This is a genomic window from Streptomyces sp. NBC_01750, from assembly GCF_035918095.1.
Lineage (GTDB): Bacteria > Actinomycetota > Actinomycetes > Streptomycetales > Streptomycetaceae > Streptomyces.
In genome coordinates, this window is the sequence record NZ_CP109137.1 from 7,636,582 (window position 1) to 7,652,391 (window position 15,810).

15 protein-coding genes are annotated in these 15,810 nt (G+C 70.0%); 10 read left to right on the forward strand and 5 right to left on the reverse strand.

Going from position 1 to position 15,810, the window contains the following annotated elements; translation table 11 throughout:
* Positions 1-74: 74 nt before the first annotated feature.
* The 3 genes from OG966_RS34470 to OG966_RS34480 form a co-directional block, all read right to left on the reverse strand.
* Entirely contained in the window at positions 75-1,871 is a 1,797-nt protein-coding gene (locus tag OG966_RS34470) for a SulP family inorganic anion transporter (protein ID WP_326653976.1), read from the reverse strand.
* A gap of 154 nt (positions 1,872-2,025) precedes the next feature.
* A complete protein-coding gene (locus OG966_RS34475) occupies positions 2,026-3,054 on the reverse strand; it encodes a polyphosphate kinase 2 family protein (RefSeq protein WP_326653977.1) in 1,029 nt (342 codons plus the stop codon).
* A gap of 6 nt (positions 3,055-3,060) precedes the next feature.
* A complete protein-coding gene (locus OG966_RS34480) occupies positions 3,061-3,504 on the reverse strand; it encodes a three-helix bundle dimerization domain-containing protein (protein ID WP_326653978.1) in 444 nt (147 codons plus the stop codon).
* 749 nt (positions 3,505-4,253) lie between these two features.
* On the opposite strand from OG966_RS34480, the gene panD reads away from it, so the two are divergent.
* The 3 genes from panD to OG966_RS34500 all read left to right on the forward strand — a co-directional run bounded on the left by panD (position 4,254) and on the right by OG966_RS34500 (position 5,790).
* The gene (gene panD / locus OG966_RS34490) at positions 4,254-4,670 is read left to right on the forward strand and encodes an aspartate 1-decarboxylase (RefSeq protein ID WP_326653979.1); all 417 of its coding nucleotides are present in this window, start codon (positions 4,254-4,256) and stop codon (positions 4,668-4,670) included.
* 114 nt (positions 4,671-4,784) lie between these two features.
* Entirely contained in the window at positions 4,785-5,129 is a 345-nt protein-coding gene (locus OG966_RS34495; protein ID WP_326653980.1) for a GNAT family N-acetyltransferase, read from the forward strand.
* A 28-nt stretch (positions 5,130-5,157) separates the two neighbouring features.
* Complete coding sequence (locus tag OG966_RS34500; RefSeq protein ID WP_326653981.1) at positions 5,158-5,790, forward strand: aspartate/glutamate racemase family protein; 633 nt, start codon at positions 5,158-5,160, stop codon at positions 5,788-5,790.
* A gap of 341 nt (positions 5,791-6,131) precedes the next feature.
* Here OG966_RS34500 and gndA read toward each other — a convergent pair whose 3' ends face one another.
* Complete coding sequence (gene gndA / locus OG966_RS34505; RefSeq protein WP_326653982.1) at positions 6,132-7,574, reverse strand: NADP-dependent phosphogluconate dehydrogenase; 1,443 nt, start codon at positions 7,572-7,574, stop codon at positions 6,132-6,134.
* A 377-nt stretch (positions 7,575-7,951) separates the two neighbouring features.
* Between gndA and OG966_RS34510 the strand changes: the two genes are divergently transcribed.
* From OG966_RS34510 to OG966_RS34535, 6 genes are all read left to right on the forward strand, one after another.
* Positions 7,952-8,713: a DeoR/GlpR family DNA-binding transcription regulator gene (locus tag OG966_RS34510; protein WP_326653983.1), complete on the forward strand. Its 762-nt coding sequence runs from the start codon at positions 7,952-7,954 to the stop codon at positions 8,711-8,713.
* A gap of 131 nt (positions 8,714-8,844) precedes the next feature.
* Positions 8,845-10,203 carry an ABC transporter substrate-binding protein gene (locus OG966_RS34515; RefSeq protein ID WP_326653985.1) on the forward strand — a complete coding sequence of 453 codons (1,359 nt, stop codon included), beginning with the start codon at positions 8,845-8,847 and terminating at the stop codon, positions 10,201-10,203.
* A 23-nt stretch (positions 10,204-10,226) separates the two neighbouring features.
* Positions 10,227-11,174 (forward strand): carbohydrate ABC transporter permease, encoded by a 948-nt coding sequence (locus tag OG966_RS34520; protein WP_406733677.1) that lies wholly within the window; start codon positions 10,227-10,229, stop codon positions 11,172-11,174.
* Complete coding sequence (locus OG966_RS34525; RefSeq protein WP_326653986.1) at positions 11,171-12,052, forward strand: carbohydrate ABC transporter permease; 882 nt, start codon at positions 11,171-11,173, stop codon at positions 12,050-12,052. Before OG966_RS34520 ends, OG966_RS34525 begins: the two co-directional genes overlap by 4 nt.
* Positions 12,049-13,041, forward strand: coding sequence for a zinc-dependent alcohol dehydrogenase family protein (locus OG966_RS34530; protein WP_326653987.1), 993 nt, complete (start codon positions 12,049-12,051; stop codon positions 13,039-13,041). The genes OG966_RS34525 and OG966_RS34530 overlap by 4 nt, the downstream gene beginning before the upstream one ends.
* Complete coding sequence (locus OG966_RS34535) at positions 13,038-13,973, forward strand: PfkB family carbohydrate kinase (RefSeq protein WP_326653988.1); 936 nt, start codon at positions 13,038-13,040, stop codon at positions 13,971-13,973. The genes OG966_RS34530 and OG966_RS34535 overlap by 4 nt, the downstream gene beginning before the upstream one ends.
* Before the next feature lie 94 nt (positions 13,974-14,067).
* On the opposite strand, the gene OG966_RS34540 is transcribed toward OG966_RS34535, so the two are convergent.
* Positions 14,068-14,652 (reverse strand): cysteine hydrolase family protein, encoded by a 585-nt coding sequence (locus tag OG966_RS34540; RefSeq protein WP_326653989.1) that lies wholly within the window; start codon positions 14,650-14,652, stop codon positions 14,068-14,070.
* Positions 14,653-14,726: 74 nt separating this feature from the next.
* Here OG966_RS34540 and OG966_RS34545 point away from each other — a divergent pair, with 74 nt between their 5' ends.
* Positions 14,727-15,743: a GlxA family transcriptional regulator gene (locus OG966_RS34545; protein ID WP_326653991.1), complete on the forward strand. Its 1,017-nt coding sequence runs from the start codon at positions 14,727-14,729 to the stop codon at positions 15,741-15,743.
* Positions 15,744-15,810 lie beyond the last annotated feature (67 nt).

A 15,810-nucleotide genomic window follows, 5' to 3' on the forward strand; every position in this document is an offset into this window, starting at 1 on the left:
GCGCTACGGGTGCGGCGACGCCCGGGTTCGTCGTCCGGGAGACCACCGGATTTCTCCCATCCGGAGGGCGGTCACTACTCGTTGGCGGGCGGAGGAGCAGGGGCGTCGGGTTTGGGCCGGGCGGGCTGTTCGGCGGTGGTGAGGGGCGTCCACTCCGCTCCGGTGTGCAGGCGGAAGGCGGCGACGGCGGCCTCCACGGTGGGGAAGAAGTGCCGCGGGTCGATGGTGCGGGTGAGCCCGTACCGTTCGATCTTGCGCCGCACGGGGTCCTTGAGCTCGGCGAACACGAGGTGTACGTGGTCTGCGTTGAGCGTCTCGTCGAGCTCCGTCAGAACGTCGGCGGCGGTGGTGTCCACGTCGGTCATGGGCTCCGCCGCGACCACGATCCAGCTCGGCCGTGGGTCCGCGTCGGCCAGTCGCAGGATCTCGTCGCGGAAGGCCCTGGCGTTGGCGAAGATGAGCGGGGCGTCGAACCGGTAGATCGCCAGGCCCGGCAGCTGTTCGGCCTGCGGGTAGGAGCGGACGTCGTGGTAGCCCTCCAGGTCCTGCACCCGCCCCAGCACGGTGTTGTACGGCCACCAGGCGCGCCGGAAGACGTTGAGGACGGACAGGGCCACGGCGATGGCGATCCCGAGCAGCACGCCGAGCAGGGTCACGCCGACGAAGGCCGCGAAGCACAGCAGGAACTCCGTCCGGCGCTGTCGCCACAGCCGTACTGCCCCCGGGACGTCGGCCAGGGACAGTGACGCGGTGATGACCACGGCGGCAAGGGCCGGCTGGGGGAGATTGCGGAACAGGCCCGGAGCCAGCACGAGCATGAGGACGATGAGCGCCGCTCCGACGACCCCGGTGAGCTGACTCCTGGCCCCCGCGCGCTCCGCCACCGCCGTACGGGATCCGCTCGTGCTGACCGGGAAGCCCTGGAAGAGACCGGCCGCCAGGTTGGCCGCACCGACCCCCGCCATCTCCTGGTTGCCGCGGACCTCCTGCCCCGTGCGGGCCGCGAAGGCCGATGCGTTGGAGATCGTGTCGGCCAGGGACACCAGAGCGATGCCCAGCGCACCGCCGAGCAGCAGCGGTAGGTCGGCGAGCCGCACATCGGGGATCGTGAACGGCGGGAAACCCTCGGGTAGTTCTCCGACCAATCCGACGCCGTGCTCACCCAGGTCGAAGACAGTGGCCGCGGCGATCGCCAGGACCACCATCGCGAGCACCGCGGGGACCTTCGGCACGAGGCGCTGCAGGACCAGGATCAGGACGATCCCGCAGCCGCCGACCGCGGCGGCGGCCGGCACCGCCGCCCCGTCGGCGAGTTTCTGCACGAAGCCGACGCACTCGCCGATCAGGTTGTCCGCCTCGACCTTGAAGCCGAGCAGCTTGGGCAGCTGACCGATCAGAATGGTCAGGGCCAGGCCGTTCATGTAGCCGATCATCGTCGGTTTGGAGATCAGATCGGCGATGAAACCGAGCTTCGCCACCGAGGCCAGGATCATGATGGTCGCCACCATGAGCGCGAGCATCGATGCCAGCGCGACAGCCCGGTCAGGATCCCCGTCGGCCGCCACCAGGGGAAGCACGGTGGCGGCGATCATCGGCCCCAGCGAGGAATCCGGGCCCAGCACCAGGATCCGGGACGGCCCGCACACCGCGTATCCGAGCAGGCAGAGAATCGTCGTGTACAGGCCGGTGATGGGCGGCAGGCCCGCCAACTCGGCGTACGCCATGCCCTGCGGCACCAGCAGCGTGGTCAGGACGACTCCCGCAACCAGGTCCTTGACCAGCCACTCGCGCCGGTAGGACGACACCGCACGGATCCCGGGAACAGCCCGCAACCGGGAGAGAAGCTTGCGTCTCTTGTGCTGGTTTGTCACAGACCGTCCTTCCGTTCTGCCTCGCTGCTCCCGGTCCTCTCCGGCCGGCACCACGGGAGTCGGGAGTTCGTGCACGGCGAAGGGCGGCACGCGAATGGTGAGGCCCGTATGCGTGTCGTCGCACAAACTCAACCAACCTGCCTGGGCAGTACACCTAGCCGCGCTTCTTCTTCGTCGGCCGCCCGACGCCGGACGTGCCTCTGGTCCCCGTCGGCCCGTCGCTGCGCCCAGTGGCTCGCGCGGCCGACGGATGCCGGTCGGCGTACGGATCGGCCGGGGCCCCGGCTGGGGCTTCCTGCTCCAGCTCCCGTTTGGTGACGAGCAGATCCTTCCGCGCCTCTTCCCCCACGTCGGGGTACCGAGGATCGATGTCCATCAGGGCGTGCGCGAGGACCGCCGCCGCGCAGATCCGCGCGAACCACTTCCGGTCCGCCGGCACGACGTACCACGGCGCCCACTTCGTACTCGTGGCCGACAGCATTTCGGAGAACGCGTCCTGGTAGTCGTCCCACCGGCGCCGCTCCCGGACGTCGGCCGCAGAGAACTTCCAGTTCTTCTCCGGCAGGTCGATCCGCTTCAGGAAGCGGGTGCGCTGCTCCTCCTTGGACAGGTTCAGGAAGATCTTCACCACTTTGAACCCGTTGTCCGTGAGGTAGCGCTCCCAGTGGTTGATCTCCCGGTAGCGCCGGTCCCACAGGCCCGGCCCACGTGCGTTCTCCGGCAGCTTCTGCCGGACCAGGTTCTCGGGGTGGACCCGCACGACGAGAACCTCCTCGTAGTGCGAGCGATTGAAGATGGCAATCTCGCCGCGCGTGGGCAGCCGCCGGGCGTAACGCCACAGGTAGTCGTGGTCGAGTTCCTCGGCGGAGGGCACCTTGAAGCTGCTGACCCGTACGCCCTGGGGATTGACGCCGCTCATCACGTGGCGGATCGTCCCGTCCTTGCCTCCGGCGTCGAGTGCCTGGAGACAGAGCAGCACGCCGTACGTGTCCTGGGCAGCCAGCCGCTCCTGGTACTCGGCCAGCAACGACACCCCGGTCCGCAGCAGCTCGATCCCGTCCCGCTTCTTCAGGCCGGCCTTGTAGCGAGGATCGAAGTCCCGGTCCAGGCGCACCTTCGACCCCGGTTCCACCCGTAGTGGCTCGATGAAATCCGCGATGCGTTCGGCTCTCTCGTCCGACATCGCCCATCAGTCCTTCGCTGGTCGGGGGTGAGCACGGCGCGTTTCGGGGGCCAGGACGGTCATGGCCCGCTCCTCACCGCTTCCGGGGCCGTCGGAGCGTTCACGACCTCCACCACCCGCGCGGGCGGCTGCGTCCGGCTCTGGGCCGGCCGCAGCCGCCCTGCCGTCGTTGGCCTGACCGGGAGCGGTGCGGCAGGCGGCACTGAGCACCCTCCGGGACCGGCGTTCGACCAGGATCGGGACGTAGGCTCTGACCCTGGCCTGGTGGAACGAGTCGTACGCGGTCCTGACCGTCGCCTCGACGGTGACCGCGTCGACCGAGGGGTAGGCAGCACTCAGCCGTGCCACCATGTTCCGGACGGACGCGAGTTCGTCGTGCGAGCCGGGTGACGGGAGGTTCGGCGGTGCTGTGGGATCGGCGCGCTCCACCGGCCCGGGGCGGCGACTCAAGCCCTCGACGGGAAGGCATGCGCCGACTTGAGGAGTCTGCCCTTCGACCGTCATGGCCCCACCGAACCCATGTCCCACGACCTCCAGACCGCAGAACCACACATCCCGCCACAGCCGCGAGCGGGTCCCTGGCGCTCATTGTCTGCCCGCCTGGACAAGATCGCCCCCTGAGGCCCAGGGGCGGGGAAGCCGTGGAGGGAGGCGTCGGCACTTCGGCCGGGCCGCTGATCGAGCCGCGCTCCGCAGACACGTCCACGACATCTACCGCGACCAGGTCCGTGCCCGCGTTTTCGTGCCGGTCATCGCCCGCCTGGGAACCCTGCACGGTGCCGGGCTGGGGACCTGCCGGCAGGCCCGGCCGATAGCAGGCTGAGCAAAGGCGCCTGACGGCAGAAGCCTGGGTCAGGCGCACACACGCTCGGGTTCGATGGCGGGTTCGATGGCGGGTTCGGCCACGGAGGCGGGGGCGCCTCTCGGTCACACCCCTACCCCGGTCGCCCGCTCCCACCCACGGCTGGGCATCCCAGGAGTGGTTGCGTAGGCTGGGGCGGTCCACGTGGGGTGGGGCGGAAGGCTGCCGACAGCGCCTCCGCACCCAACTGACGTGGTGTCGGACAAGTCGGCAATCGGTCAGCATGAGTCCTGAAAACCTCGTGAATCTGCCCGAGGACGCGACTCGTGATTGGGTATGGAAACCGCCCTTGACCTGCAAAAATGCAGGCAGGGAGCATAGATTCGGGAGTGCCTCGATGTTGCGTACCATGTTCAAGTCCAAGATCCACCGGGCCACCGTGACCCAGGCCGACCTGCACTACGTCGGCTCGGTCACCGTCGACGCCGCGCTGATGGAAGCCGCCGATCTGCTCCCCGGCGAGCTCGTCCACATCGTCGACATCACCAACGGCGCCCGGCTGGAGACGTACGTCATCGAGGGCGAGCGCGGCTCGGGAGTCATCGGTATCAACGGCGCGGCCGCTCACCTTGTGCACCCCGGCGATCTGGTGATCCTGATCAGCTACGCCCAGGTCGACGACGCCGAGGCGCGCACCCTGGTGCCCAGCGTCGTCCATGTCGACGCGGAGAACCGGATCGTCGCCCTCGGCTCGGACGCCTCCGCACCGGTGCCCGGCAGCCGGACGGAACGCAGCCCGCACGCCGTCGTCTGACCTCACGCCGGTGTCCGATCAGCACGCCGAGGTGTCGCCGTACGCGACGCGTCGCCGTATGCCGCCGTGTGACCGTTCCCCGAAGTCCGGGCCCGACCGAAGGAGGCACCCGCCATGGCAGATCCCGATATCCGCGACAACCGTCCGGAGGGACTCCTCCAGGCGTACGAGGACGGCCAGGTCGCCGGTCGCATCGTCTACTTCACCCTCGACGCGACCCCGGCCGCCCTGGTCGCCGTGCACACCGTGGTGGAGCCGGGGCACGAGGGCAAGGGCATCGCGAGCGCGCTGGTACGGGAGTTCTACGCGATGGCGGCACGTGCGGGCGTTCCCGTCGTACCGCTGTGTCCGTACGCCGCCGAGTGGGCCCTCCGTCACCCCGACGAGGCCCCCGAGGCCCCGGCCGAACCGGTACGGGCCGCGCAGGAGCAGCTGAAGGCGAATCCGCAGCTCTGGTGACCGCAGCAGCGGCGTTAGCATGCCGGTCATGCTGGCGCTGCTGCACACCTCCCCGGTCCATGTCCCCGTCTTCGAAGTCCTGCGGGACGAGGACCACCCGGGGCTCGCGCTGCGTCACCTCGTCCACGAGGAACTACTGCAAAGGGCTCGCGAGGAAGGCCCCGCGGCGGTCGCACCCGCGGTCGCGGCCGTGATCGCCGGAGCCGTCGCCGAGGGTGCGACCGCGGTGCTGTGCACCTGCTCCACGATCGGTGGCGTCGCCGAGACATGCGTCGCCGACCCGGGCGTACCGGTTTTGCGGGTCGACCGTCCGATGGCCGCGGCGGCGGCCGGAAAGGGGCGTGTCGTCGTGGTCGCGACTGTGCACAGCACCCTGGACCCGACAGCCGCGCTGATCCGCGAAGAGGCCGCAGGCCGTCATGTCGACCTGCGCACGCTGCTCGTCGACGGTGCCTGGGAGCGCTTCGAGGCGGGCGACCGTGACGGCTTTCTGAACGCGGTGGCAGCCGCCGTCGACGCGGTGCGCGAGGCGGATGTCATCGTTCTGGCCCAGGCATCGATGGCGGGCGCCGCCGACCGTACGAGGACGGCTGTCCCGGTCCTCTCCAGTCCCCGGCAAGGGCTGCGGGCGGCCGCGGAGGCAGTCGCGAACGGATCATGACGCGTGGACGTGGCGCGCGTGGGCACGCGCAACGGGAGACATTGGGAACGCACCACTCCGTACCGTTCTGGAGGCAGGCATGACCCAGCCGCCCGTACCCCCTTCGCCGGTCCCGACGCCGGGCCCGCCCGGACCCGATCCCGGCCCGCTGCCCGGCCCGGTGCCGACTCCCTCGCCCCCGCCCGGACCCGCGCCCGACCCCATTCCGAGGCCGCCGGGCCCTGACCCCGACCCCGTACCGGAGCCGGAGCCCGCGCCGGGACCGGCGGGCTGAATCGCCCGCGGGCCACCGGCGGCGGGCTGACCCGCCCGCCGGTGGCCCGCCCGCCGTGGACGCGGAATCAGTCGGTGCGCACCTCCGAGCGGTCACCGCCCCAGAGGGTGTGGAACGAACCCTCCTGATCGGTCCGCCGGTAGGTGTGCGCGCCGAAGAAGTCGCGCTGGCCCTGGGTGAGCGCCGCGGGCAGCCGCTCGGCACGCAGGGCGTCGTAGTACGCGAGGGCCGCCGAGAAGCCCGGCGTCGGGACGCCCTGCCGGGCGGCTGACGCGATCACTTCGCGCCAGTCGTCCTGCGCCGCGCCGATCTCCTCGGCGAACTGCTTGTCCGAGAGCAGGCTGGGCAGATCACGCTGTGCGTCGTAAGCGCTGCGGATCCGGTCCAGGAACGCCGCCCGGATGATGCAGCCGGCCCGCCAGATCGCGGCGACCGAGCCGAGGTCGATGTTCCAGTCGTACTCCTCGCTGCCCGCCTGGATCTGGTGGAAGCCCTGGGTGTACGACACGATCTTGGACGCGTACAGCGCCTGCTCGACCTGGTCGGCGAAGCGTGCGGCCTCGGCCTCGTTCAGCGGCTCGGCCGTCGGGCCCGGCAGGGTGTGCGAGGCGTTGCGCAGCTCCGCGTGGCCCGACAGCGAGCGGGCGAAGACCGCCTCCGCGATACCGGAGACCGGCACACCCAGATCGAGCGCGATCTGGACGGTCCAGCGGCCCGTGCCCTTCTGCTCCGCCTGGTCGGCGACGATGTCGACAAAGGGCTTTCCGGTCGCAGCGTCCGTATGGGCGAGCACCTCGGCCGTGATCTCGATCAGATACGAGTCCAGCCGCCCCGTGTTCCAGGTGCGGAAGGTCTCGGCGATCTGCGCGGGGGAGTAGCCCGCGACCGCGCGCAGCAGGTGGTACGCCTCGGCGATCAGCTGCATATCGGCGTACTCGATGCCGTTGTGCACCATCTTCACGAAGTGGCCGGCGCCGTCCGGGCCGATGTGCGCGACGGTCGGTGTGCCGTCGGGAGCCTTCGCGGCGATCTTCTCCAGCAGCGGGCTGAGGGAAGCGTACGACTCGGGGGAGCCGCCCGGCATGATGCTCGGCCCGTGCAACGCGCCCTCCTCGCCGCCCGAGATGCCCGCGCCGACGAAGTGGATGCCGCGCTCCCGCAGTTCCTTCTCGCGGCGCCGGGTGTCGGCGAAGTGGGCGTTGCCGCCGTCGATGATGACGTCGCCCTCCTCCAGCAGCGGCGCGAACTCCTGGATCACGGCGTCGGTCGGATCGCCCGCCTTGACCATGATGATCAGGCGGCGCGGGCGCTCCAGGGCCGCGACGAACTCCTCGGCCGACTCCGCGGGCACGAATGTGCCCTCGTGACCGAACTCCTCGACCAGCGCCCGTGTTTTCGCCGCTGTGCGGTTGTGCGCGGCCACCGTGAAGCCGTTGCGGGCGAAGTTACGGGCGAGATTGCGGCCCATCACCGCGAGCCCCGTGACGCCGATCTGGGCTGTACCACTCATACGTGTGCTCCTGGATGTCCGTCGGAAAATCCATCTCCACCTCTACGCATACGTAGGGACGGAGTCAGCCATTCATTGATCCTCAAGCCCTTCGGATTGTTCCGCATTCCGGGCCGCCCGCATCGCGCCGGGGCCCAAGTGTCCGCCCGCGGGCAGGGTTCGGACGCCGCCAGGGCGGGAAGCGGGCAGCGCCATCCACCGCGATGACAGCCCGATGGGGCCCGACCAGCGCCGACGGCTTCGCGGAAACGGGCAGATACGGGCACAGCAGATCCTGTGAAGAGCCTGGTCGAGCGGCCGTGCCTGCTTGTACAAACGACGCATGAGCCCGAACGGACGCCGGGCTCGCAGCACCAGCAGAAGCAAGGAAGTGTGTCGTGGACACCGAGGAACGCCGACGAGGCATTCTCGAGACGGCCCGGCGGGACGGGTCGGTCGACGTCAACCGGCTCGCCGGCCGGTTCCGGGTGGCCAAGGAGACCATCAGGCGGGATCTGCACGCCCTGGAGGAGCACGGCCTGGTCCGGCGCACGCACGGCGGGGCCTACCCCGTCGAGTCCGCCGGATTCGAGACCACGCTCGCCGTTCGTACCACCCGTCACGTGCCGCAGAAGTCCCGGATCGCGGCGGCCGCCGCCGATCTGCTGGGTGACGCGGAGACGGTCTTCGTCGACGAGGGCTTCACCCCGAAGCTCGTCGCCGAAGCGCTGCCGCGGGACCGGCCGCTGACCGTCGTCACCGCGTCCCTGGCGGTGGCGACCGTCCTGGCGGACGCCGAGAAGACCTCCGTGCTGCTGCTGGGCGGACGTGTCCGCGGCGGCACCATGGCCACGGTGGACCACTGGGCCACCCGGATGCTCGCCGGCTTCGTCATCGATCTGGCGTACATCGGCGCGAACGGCATCTCCCGTGAATACGGACTGACCACGCCCGACCCCGCGGTCAGCGAGGTCAAGGCACAGGCCGTGCGGAGCGCCCGCCGGCGGATCTTCGCCGGGATCCATCCGAAGTTCGGCGCGGTGAGCTTCTGCCGCTTCGCCGACGTCGGCGACTTCGAGGCCATCGTCACCGACGCGGGCCTGCCCTCGGCCGAGGCGCAGCGCTACTCCCTCCTCGGCCCCCAGATGATCCGCGTCTGAACCCCGACGCCCCACCGACGCCCGACTTCCTTACCCCATAAGCGCATTGATCCCCGGCCGCCCGGCCGGGGCAGGGTCGTCATGCCCTGAACCACCGATCACCGAGCCGCTACGACCGATCAGGAGAAATCATGCCCCTTCAGCGACGACCACGTGGAATCCGCCTGAGTGCGGGGGCGGCCACGGCCGCCATGGCCCTGCTCACGGGGTGCAGCGGAGCAGGCGCCTCCTCCTCCGGAGAGGGCGAGGCGGTGAACGTACTCATGGTGAACAACCCGCAGATGGCCGAACTGCAGAAGCTGACCGCTGCCAACTTCACCAAGGAGACCGGGATCAAGGTCAACTTCACCGTGCTCCCGGAGAACGACGTCCGCGACAAGATCAGCCAGGACTTCTCCAACCAGGCGGGCCAGTACGACGTCGCCACCATCAGCAACTTCGAAGTGCCGTTCTACGCCAAGAACGGCTGGCTGCACGAGCTCGACGAGTACGCGAAGAAGGACACCGCGTTCGACCAGAACGACATCCTCAAGCCGCTGCGGGAATCGCTCACCGCCCAGGACGGAAAGCTCTACGCCGAGCCCTTCTACGGCGAGTCGTCCTTCCTCATGTACCGCAAGGACGTCCTGGCCAGGAAGGGGCTGACGATGCCGGCGCAGCCCACCTGGCAGCAGGTCGCCGATCTCGCGGCGAAGGCGGACGGCGCAGAGAGCGGCATGAAGGGCATCTGTCTGCGCGGGCTCCCCGGCTGGGGGGAGGTCATCGCCCCGCTCACCACCGTCGTCAACACCATGGGCGGTACCTGGTTCACCAAGGACTGGCAGGCGAAGCTCACCTCCCCGGAGTTCAAGAAGGCCACCCAGTTCTATGTCGACCTGGTACGGGCGCACGGTGAAGCGGGTGCGGCCCAGTCCGGGTACGCCGAGTGCCTCAACAACATGACCCAGGGCAAGACCGCGATGTGGTACGACGCCACCGCCGGGGCCGGCTCCCTGGAGGCGGCCGGGTCCCCGGTCAAGGGCAAGATCGGATACGTACCGGCGCCGGTGGACAAGACCCGTAGCTCCGGCTGGCTCTACACCTGGGCCTGGGGCATGCAGAAGGCGTCCAAGAAGGCCGACAGCGCCTGGAAGTTCATCTCCTGGGCGTCCAGCAAGAAGTACGAGTCGCTGGTCGGCGAGAAGAGCGGCTGGGCCAATGTGCCCGCGGGCAAGCGCGCCTCCACCTACGCCAACCCGGAGTACCGCAAGGCCGCGGGCGCCTTCGCCGGCATCACCGAGAAGGCCATTGCGAGCGCCAACCCGGAGAACCCCGGCACCCAGCCCCGCCCCGCGGCCGGAATCCAGTTCGTCGGCATCCCCGAGTTCACCGACCTCGGCACCAAGGTCTCGCAGGAGATCAGTGCGGCCATCGCCGGCCGCCAGTCCGTCGACCAGGCCCTGGCCGCCTCCCAGAAGCTGGCCGAGAAGATCGGCAAGGAGTACCAGTGAGCACATCCGTCACCGGCCGGCCGCTGTCCCCGCAGATCCGCTCGGAGCAGGCGCGGCAGCCGAAGGAGCGGAAGCGGGGAGTACGGGCCTGGGCCACCCGGGCTCCGCTCCTGCCCGCCCTCGTCTTCCTGATCGCGGTCACCCAACTGCCGTTCGTGGCAACGCTGGTGATATCGCTCTTCGACTGGAACCCGCTCAGCCCGGACGAGCGCGACTTCGCCGGATTCTCCAACTACACCTCCGTGGTCACCGACCCGGAGCTGCGCGACTCGGTCTGCACCACCGTCCTGCTCACCGCGAGTGTCGTCGTCGCCACCGTGGTGCTCGGGCTGCTCCTCGCCCTGCTCCTCGACCGCTCCTTCTTCGGCCGCGGCATGGTGCGCACCCTGCTCATCACGCCCTTCCTGATCGTGCCCGTCTCCGCGGCGCTGCTGTGGAAGCACGCGCTGTACAACCCGGAGTACGGACTGCTCAACGGGGCGCTGACCTGGATCGGTGAGCTGTTCGGCGATACGTCCCCGCCGCAGCCGGACTGGATTTCCGGGATGCCTCTCATCGCCGTCGAAGCCGCGCTCGTGTGGCAGTGGACGCCGTTCATGATGCTGATCCTGCTCGCGGGACTGCAGAGCCGGCCCGCCGAGATGATGGAAGCCGCACGCCTGGACGGCGCCGGCAGCTGGCAGACCTTCCGCTATCTGACCCTGCCGCATCTGCGCCGGTACCTCGAGCTCGGCGTGCTGCTGGGCTCGGTGTACATCGTGCAGAACTTCGACGCGGTGTTCACCATCACCGCCGGAGGGCTGGACACCGCCAACCTTCCGTACACGATCTACCAGACCTTCTACAACGCTCACGAGTACGGGCTGGCGTCCGCCGCGGGAGTCGTCGTCGTCATCGGCACGATGATCATCGCGACATTCGCTCTCCGGGTCGTCTCGTCCCTCTTCCGTGAGGAGGCGAACCGCGCATGACCGCGACCACAGCCACCTTGGCTCCTTCGAAACTGCTGCCGCCCGCCGCGCGCCGCGCCCGGCGACGCTCCGCCGCACTGGGCCTGGTGGCCTGGGTGGCAGGGCTCGGCTTCTGTCTGCCCGCCATGTGGATGCTGCTCACCTCCCTGCACTCGGAGGCGGACGCGGCCACCAACCCGCCCCCGCTCGCGGCGGCGCTCACCCTCGACAACTACCGGCAGTTCTTCGGCGCCGACGGCGGTCCGAGCCCCTGGCCTTCGCTGATCAACTCACTCTCGGCTTCCGTCTTCTCCACAGTGCTGGTGCTCCTTCTCGCGCTGCCGGCCGCGTACGCGCTCTCCATCCGGCGCGTACGCAAGTGGACGGACGTGCTGTTCTTCTTCCTGTCCACCAAGATGCTGCCGGTCGTCGCGGGTCTGCTGCCCGTCTACCTCTTCGCGAAGAACGCCGGGATGCTGGACAACATCTGGCTCCTCGTCATCCTCTACACCTCGATGAACCTGCCGATCGCGGTGTGGATGATGCAGTCCTTCCTCGCGGACGTGCCGGTCTCGATCATCGAGGCGGCCCAGGTGGACGGCGCCCGGCTGCCCACTGTGCTGACCCGGATTGTCGCGCCGGTGGCCGGTCCCGGAATCGCGGCCACCGCCCTGATCTGCTTCATCTTCAGCTGGAACGAGCTGCTCTTCGCCCGGGTGCTCACCGGGGTCGTGGCCCAGACCGCTCCGGTTTATCTGTCCGGAGTCGTCACCAGTCAGGGCCTCTTCCTGGCCCAGCTGTGTGCCGCCTCCGTCGTTGTTTCCCTGCCGGTGCTCGCCGCCGGATACGCCGCCCAGGACAAGCTCGTCCAGGGCCTTTCCCTTGGAGCTGTTAAATGAGGGCAGCGATCGTCGAAGCCCCCGGCAAGGTCTCCGTCACGACGGTTCCCGACCCCACCCCGGGGCCGCGGGAGGTCGTCGTCTCGGTGGCCTCGTGCGGACTGTGCGGCACCGATCTGCACATTCTGCGGGGCGAGTTCGCGCCCACGCTGCCGATCGTGCCCGGTCATGAGTTCGCCGGTGAGATCGTGGGTATCGGGAGCGACGTCACCGAACTGGCCGTCGGCGACAAGGTCGCGGTCGACCCGTCCCTGCACTGTCACGAATGCCGGTACTGCCGGGCCGGACGCGGCAATCTCTGCGACCGGTGGGCCGCCATCGGCGTCACCGTGCCGGGTGGTGCGGCGGAGTTCGCCGTCGCCCCCGTCGCCAACTGCGTACGGCTGCCCGGCCATATCGACGTCAAGGACGCGGCGCTGATCGAGCCGCTGTCCTGCGCGGTGCGCGGATACGACGTGCTGAACAGCAGCACCCTCGGCGCCAGCGTGCTGATATACGGCTCGGGGACCATGGGCCTGATGATGCTGGAACTCGCCAAGCGCACGGGCGCCGCGGGCGTGGACATACTCGACATCAATCCGGACCGCCTCGCGACGGCCTCTCTGCTCGGCTGCTCCCGCTCGGCAGCGGGCGCCGAGGAGCTGGAGCAGCCGGGCGGCTGGGATTTCGTCATCGACGCGACCGGCAATGCGGGCGCCATCCAGGACGGCCTCGGACGGGTCGCGAAGGGAGGCACCTTCCTGCAGTTCGGGGTCGCCGACTATGCGACGACAGCGGTGGTCGAGCCGTACCGGATCTACAACCAGGAGATCACCATCACCGGCTCGATGGCGGTGCTGCACAGCTATGAGCGGGCCGCCGCGCTCTTCGCGACCGGGGTGCTCGACCCGTCCGTCTTCATCAGCGACCGGCTGCCGCTGGACCAGTACCCCGAGGCCGTCGACCGGTTCAAGGCGGGCATCGGCCGCAAGATCGTGGTGGAACCGTGAGCGGCGGCCCCGGCGGCCCCGGCGGAGTCCTGGTACTGGGCGAGGCGCTCATCGATCTCGTCCCCGTGCCGAGTGAGCCGGAGGCCAGGCGCGCGCAGCCCGGCGGCGCACCGGCCAATGTGGCGGTCGGCCTCGCGCGCCTCGGCACGTCTGTCGCCTTCGCCGGAGCGCTCGGCGGCGACGGCTTCGCGCGGAGCATCGAGCGGCGGCTCGCGGGCGCCGGTGTGGATCTCAGCCTCTGCGCCCGCTCCGAACTCCCCACGGCGCTGGCGGTCGCCGATCCGGGGGAGACGGGGACCGGCTACCACTTCCACCTCCATGACACGGCGACGTTCCGGTTCCCGGACCGGGCGGCCGACGCCGGACGCTTCGGGGCTGTGTACGTCGGAGGCCTGGCCGCCGTCGTCGAACCGGCGGCCCAGGCAGTCGCGTCGACGGCGCGGGCCGCCGCCCGGCACTCGCTCCTGGTGGTTGACCCCAATGTGCGCGAGGACCGCACGATCGATCCCCGCCGGGGCCTCGGGCTGCTCCGTGACCTGTGCGCGCCGGCCCATGTGGTGAAGGCCAGCGACGAGGATCTGCTGCGGCTGTGGCCGGACAGGGATCCGGACGAGAGCTGCCGGCGGCTGGCCGCGGAGGGACGACTCGTCGTCATGACCCGGGGAGCCCGGGGCAGTACGGGCTACACCCCCGGCGCCCCTCCCGTGTCCGTACCGGCCGTCCCGGTCGACGTGGTCAACACCATCGGCGCCGGAGACGCGTTCATGGCGGGAGTCCTCGCCTGGCTCGGCAGGGCAGGAGGCCGGGAGCGAGGCTGGGAGCGGGCGCTGTCCCCGGGCCGGATTGAGCACATGCTGACCTTCGCCTCCCAGGTGGCCGCGTCCGTGGTCACCCAGACCGGCACGGAGCCCTCGGCGCCTGCCCACGTCTGACGGCACTTGCCCGTACCTGACCCGTCCCCGGATCCGGTCCGGCGGGTCAGGTACGGTCCCGGTCCCGCCCATGCGTCCGTGTGCGGGGCCGGGGTCAGGCCGCTGCGGCCACGATCTCCTTGGTCGTCACCACCGTCGCGAAACCTCCGCCGTGCAGCGACACGGCCGACGCCTGCGCCAGTTCGTCCGCGGACCGCTGCCAGCCGAACGGACCCTCGAGATCGAATGTGTACGTCGCATCCAGGGCGAAAAGCACCTCGTACCCGAGGTTTCCACCCATCCGCGCCGTCGTCTCCGCACACATATTGGTCTGGATCCCGGCCACCACGAACTGCGAGACGCCCTCAGCCCTGAACCACGCGTCCAGGTCCGGCGTCCCGTAGAAGGCCGAATTCACGGTCTTCGTCACGAACAGCTCCGCCCCGGGCCCCTTTCCTCGCCGCTGCTCGACGTACTCCTTGAAGCCGTTTCCCTCATGCCCCTGTCGCAGCGGCGAGTCCGGCTTCGACGAGTCGTGCCGGACGAAGACGACCGGCCGCCCCGTGGCCTGCCAGGCGTCGATGAGCGAGGCGATGTTCTCGTCCGCCTCCGGGTTGTTCCGCCGACCCCAGAAGTCCGGCTCATCGAAGCCCTTCTGTACGTCCACCACGACCAGTGCTGCGTTCTCTGCGATCTCCATGCCTACGATGCTGCCGCCCCGGTCGGCCGGACCCCAGAGGGGTACAAGTCAGCGATCGATGATTTACTGCCACGGTGGCCACCGACTCCGTTCCGTACCGTGTCGCCCTCGTCAGCTTCCCGGGCATCCGAGCTTTCGACGTCTCCGTCATCACCGAGGTCTGGGGCACGGATCGCACCGACCGCGGCGTCCCCGCCTTCGACCTGCGCCGCGCCGCCGCCGACGCCACGCCCGTCCCCATGCGCGGGGGCCTCAGCCTCACCCCCGACCGCACCCTCGCCTGGCTGGCCCGTGCCGACCTGATCCTGATCCCCGGCCTGGACGACCACCTCACCCCCGCACCGCAGCCGGTACTCGAAGCCCTGCGCCGGGCACACGCCCGCGGCACCACCATCGCCGCCCTGTGCGGCGGCGCCTTCACCCTCGCCCAGGCCGGCCTCCTCGACGGCCGCCGCGCGATCACACACTGGAACCTCGTCGATCTGCTCCGCGCCGAGCACCCGCGCGTCACCGTCGAACCCGACGCCCTCTTCATCGAGGACGGAAACATCTGGACCGCCGCCGGTACGGCCGCCGGCATCGACCTGTGCCTGCACCTGGTCCGCACGGCCCACGGTGCCGAGGCGGCCGCGTCGATCGCCCGCTCGATGGTCACCGCTCCCTTCCGCACCGGAACCCAGGCCCAGTTCATCGAGCACCCCACCCCGCGCACCGACCGCGACGCCGACGCACTCGCATCCGTACGCGAATACGCCCTCCACCACCTCGGCGAACCGCTCGCCGTCGCCGACCTCGCCGCCCGCGCGGGCATGTCGGCACGCTCTTTCGCCCGGCACTTCGCCGCGGCCACCGGCACGACGCCGCTGCGCTGGCTCCTGGACCAGCGCATCGCCGCCGCCCAGAAGCTCCTCGAACACACCGACCTGCCGATGCCCGAGGTCGCCCGCCGTACGGGCTTCGGCAGCGAGATCACGATGCGCCAGCACTTCGCCTCGCGCCTCGCCACCAGCCCGCGCGCGTACCGCGCTTCCTTCGCCGCCCATGCCTCGCGCGGGCCGGGCACCGAACCCCCGGGGCCGGCCCATGCCTGACGGCTCGCCGCGCCGGTTCGTCCCGTGATCCGGGCCGGCGGGCAGGGGAGTCCAGGTTGGAGCGGGA

What these genes read in the sequence shown, in the direction of transcription:
- OG966_RS34475 (WP_326653977.1), bottom strand. Translation starts at nt 3,054, where the DNA reads ATGTCGGACGAGAGAGCCGAACGCATCGCGGATTTCATCGAGCCACTA.
- panD (WP_326653979.1), top strand. Translation starts at nt 4,254, where the DNA reads ATGTTGCGTACCATGTTCAAGTCCAAGATCCACCGGGCCACCGTGACC.
- OG966_RS34495 (WP_326653980.1), top strand. Translation starts at nt 4,785, where the DNA reads ATGGCAGATCCCGATATCCGCGACAACCGTCCGGAGGGACTCCTCCAG.
- OG966_RS34500 (WP_326653981.1), top strand. Translation starts at nt 5,158, where the DNA reads ATGCTGGCGCTGCTGCACACCTCCCCGGTCCATGTCCCCGTCTTCGAA.
- gndA (WP_326653982.1), bottom strand. Translation starts at nt 7,574, where the DNA reads ATGAGTGGTACAGCCCAGATCGGCGTCACGGGGCTCGCGGTGATGGGC.
- OG966_RS34515 (WP_326653985.1), top strand. Translation starts at nt 8,845, where the DNA reads ATGCCCCTTCAGCGACGACCACGTGGAATCCGCCTGAGTGCGGGGGCG.
- OG966_RS34525 (WP_326653986.1), top strand. Translation starts at nt 11,171, where the DNA reads ATGACCGCGACCACAGCCACCTTGGCTCCTTCGAAACTGCTGCCGCCC.
- OG966_RS34530 (WP_326653987.1), top strand. Translation starts at nt 12,049, where the DNA reads ATGAGGGCAGCGATCGTCGAAGCCCCCGGCAAGGTCTCCGTCACGACG.
- OG966_RS34540 (WP_326653989.1), bottom strand. Translation starts at nt 14,652, where the DNA reads ATGGAGATCGCAGAGAACGCAGCACTGGTCGTGGTGGACGTACAGAAG.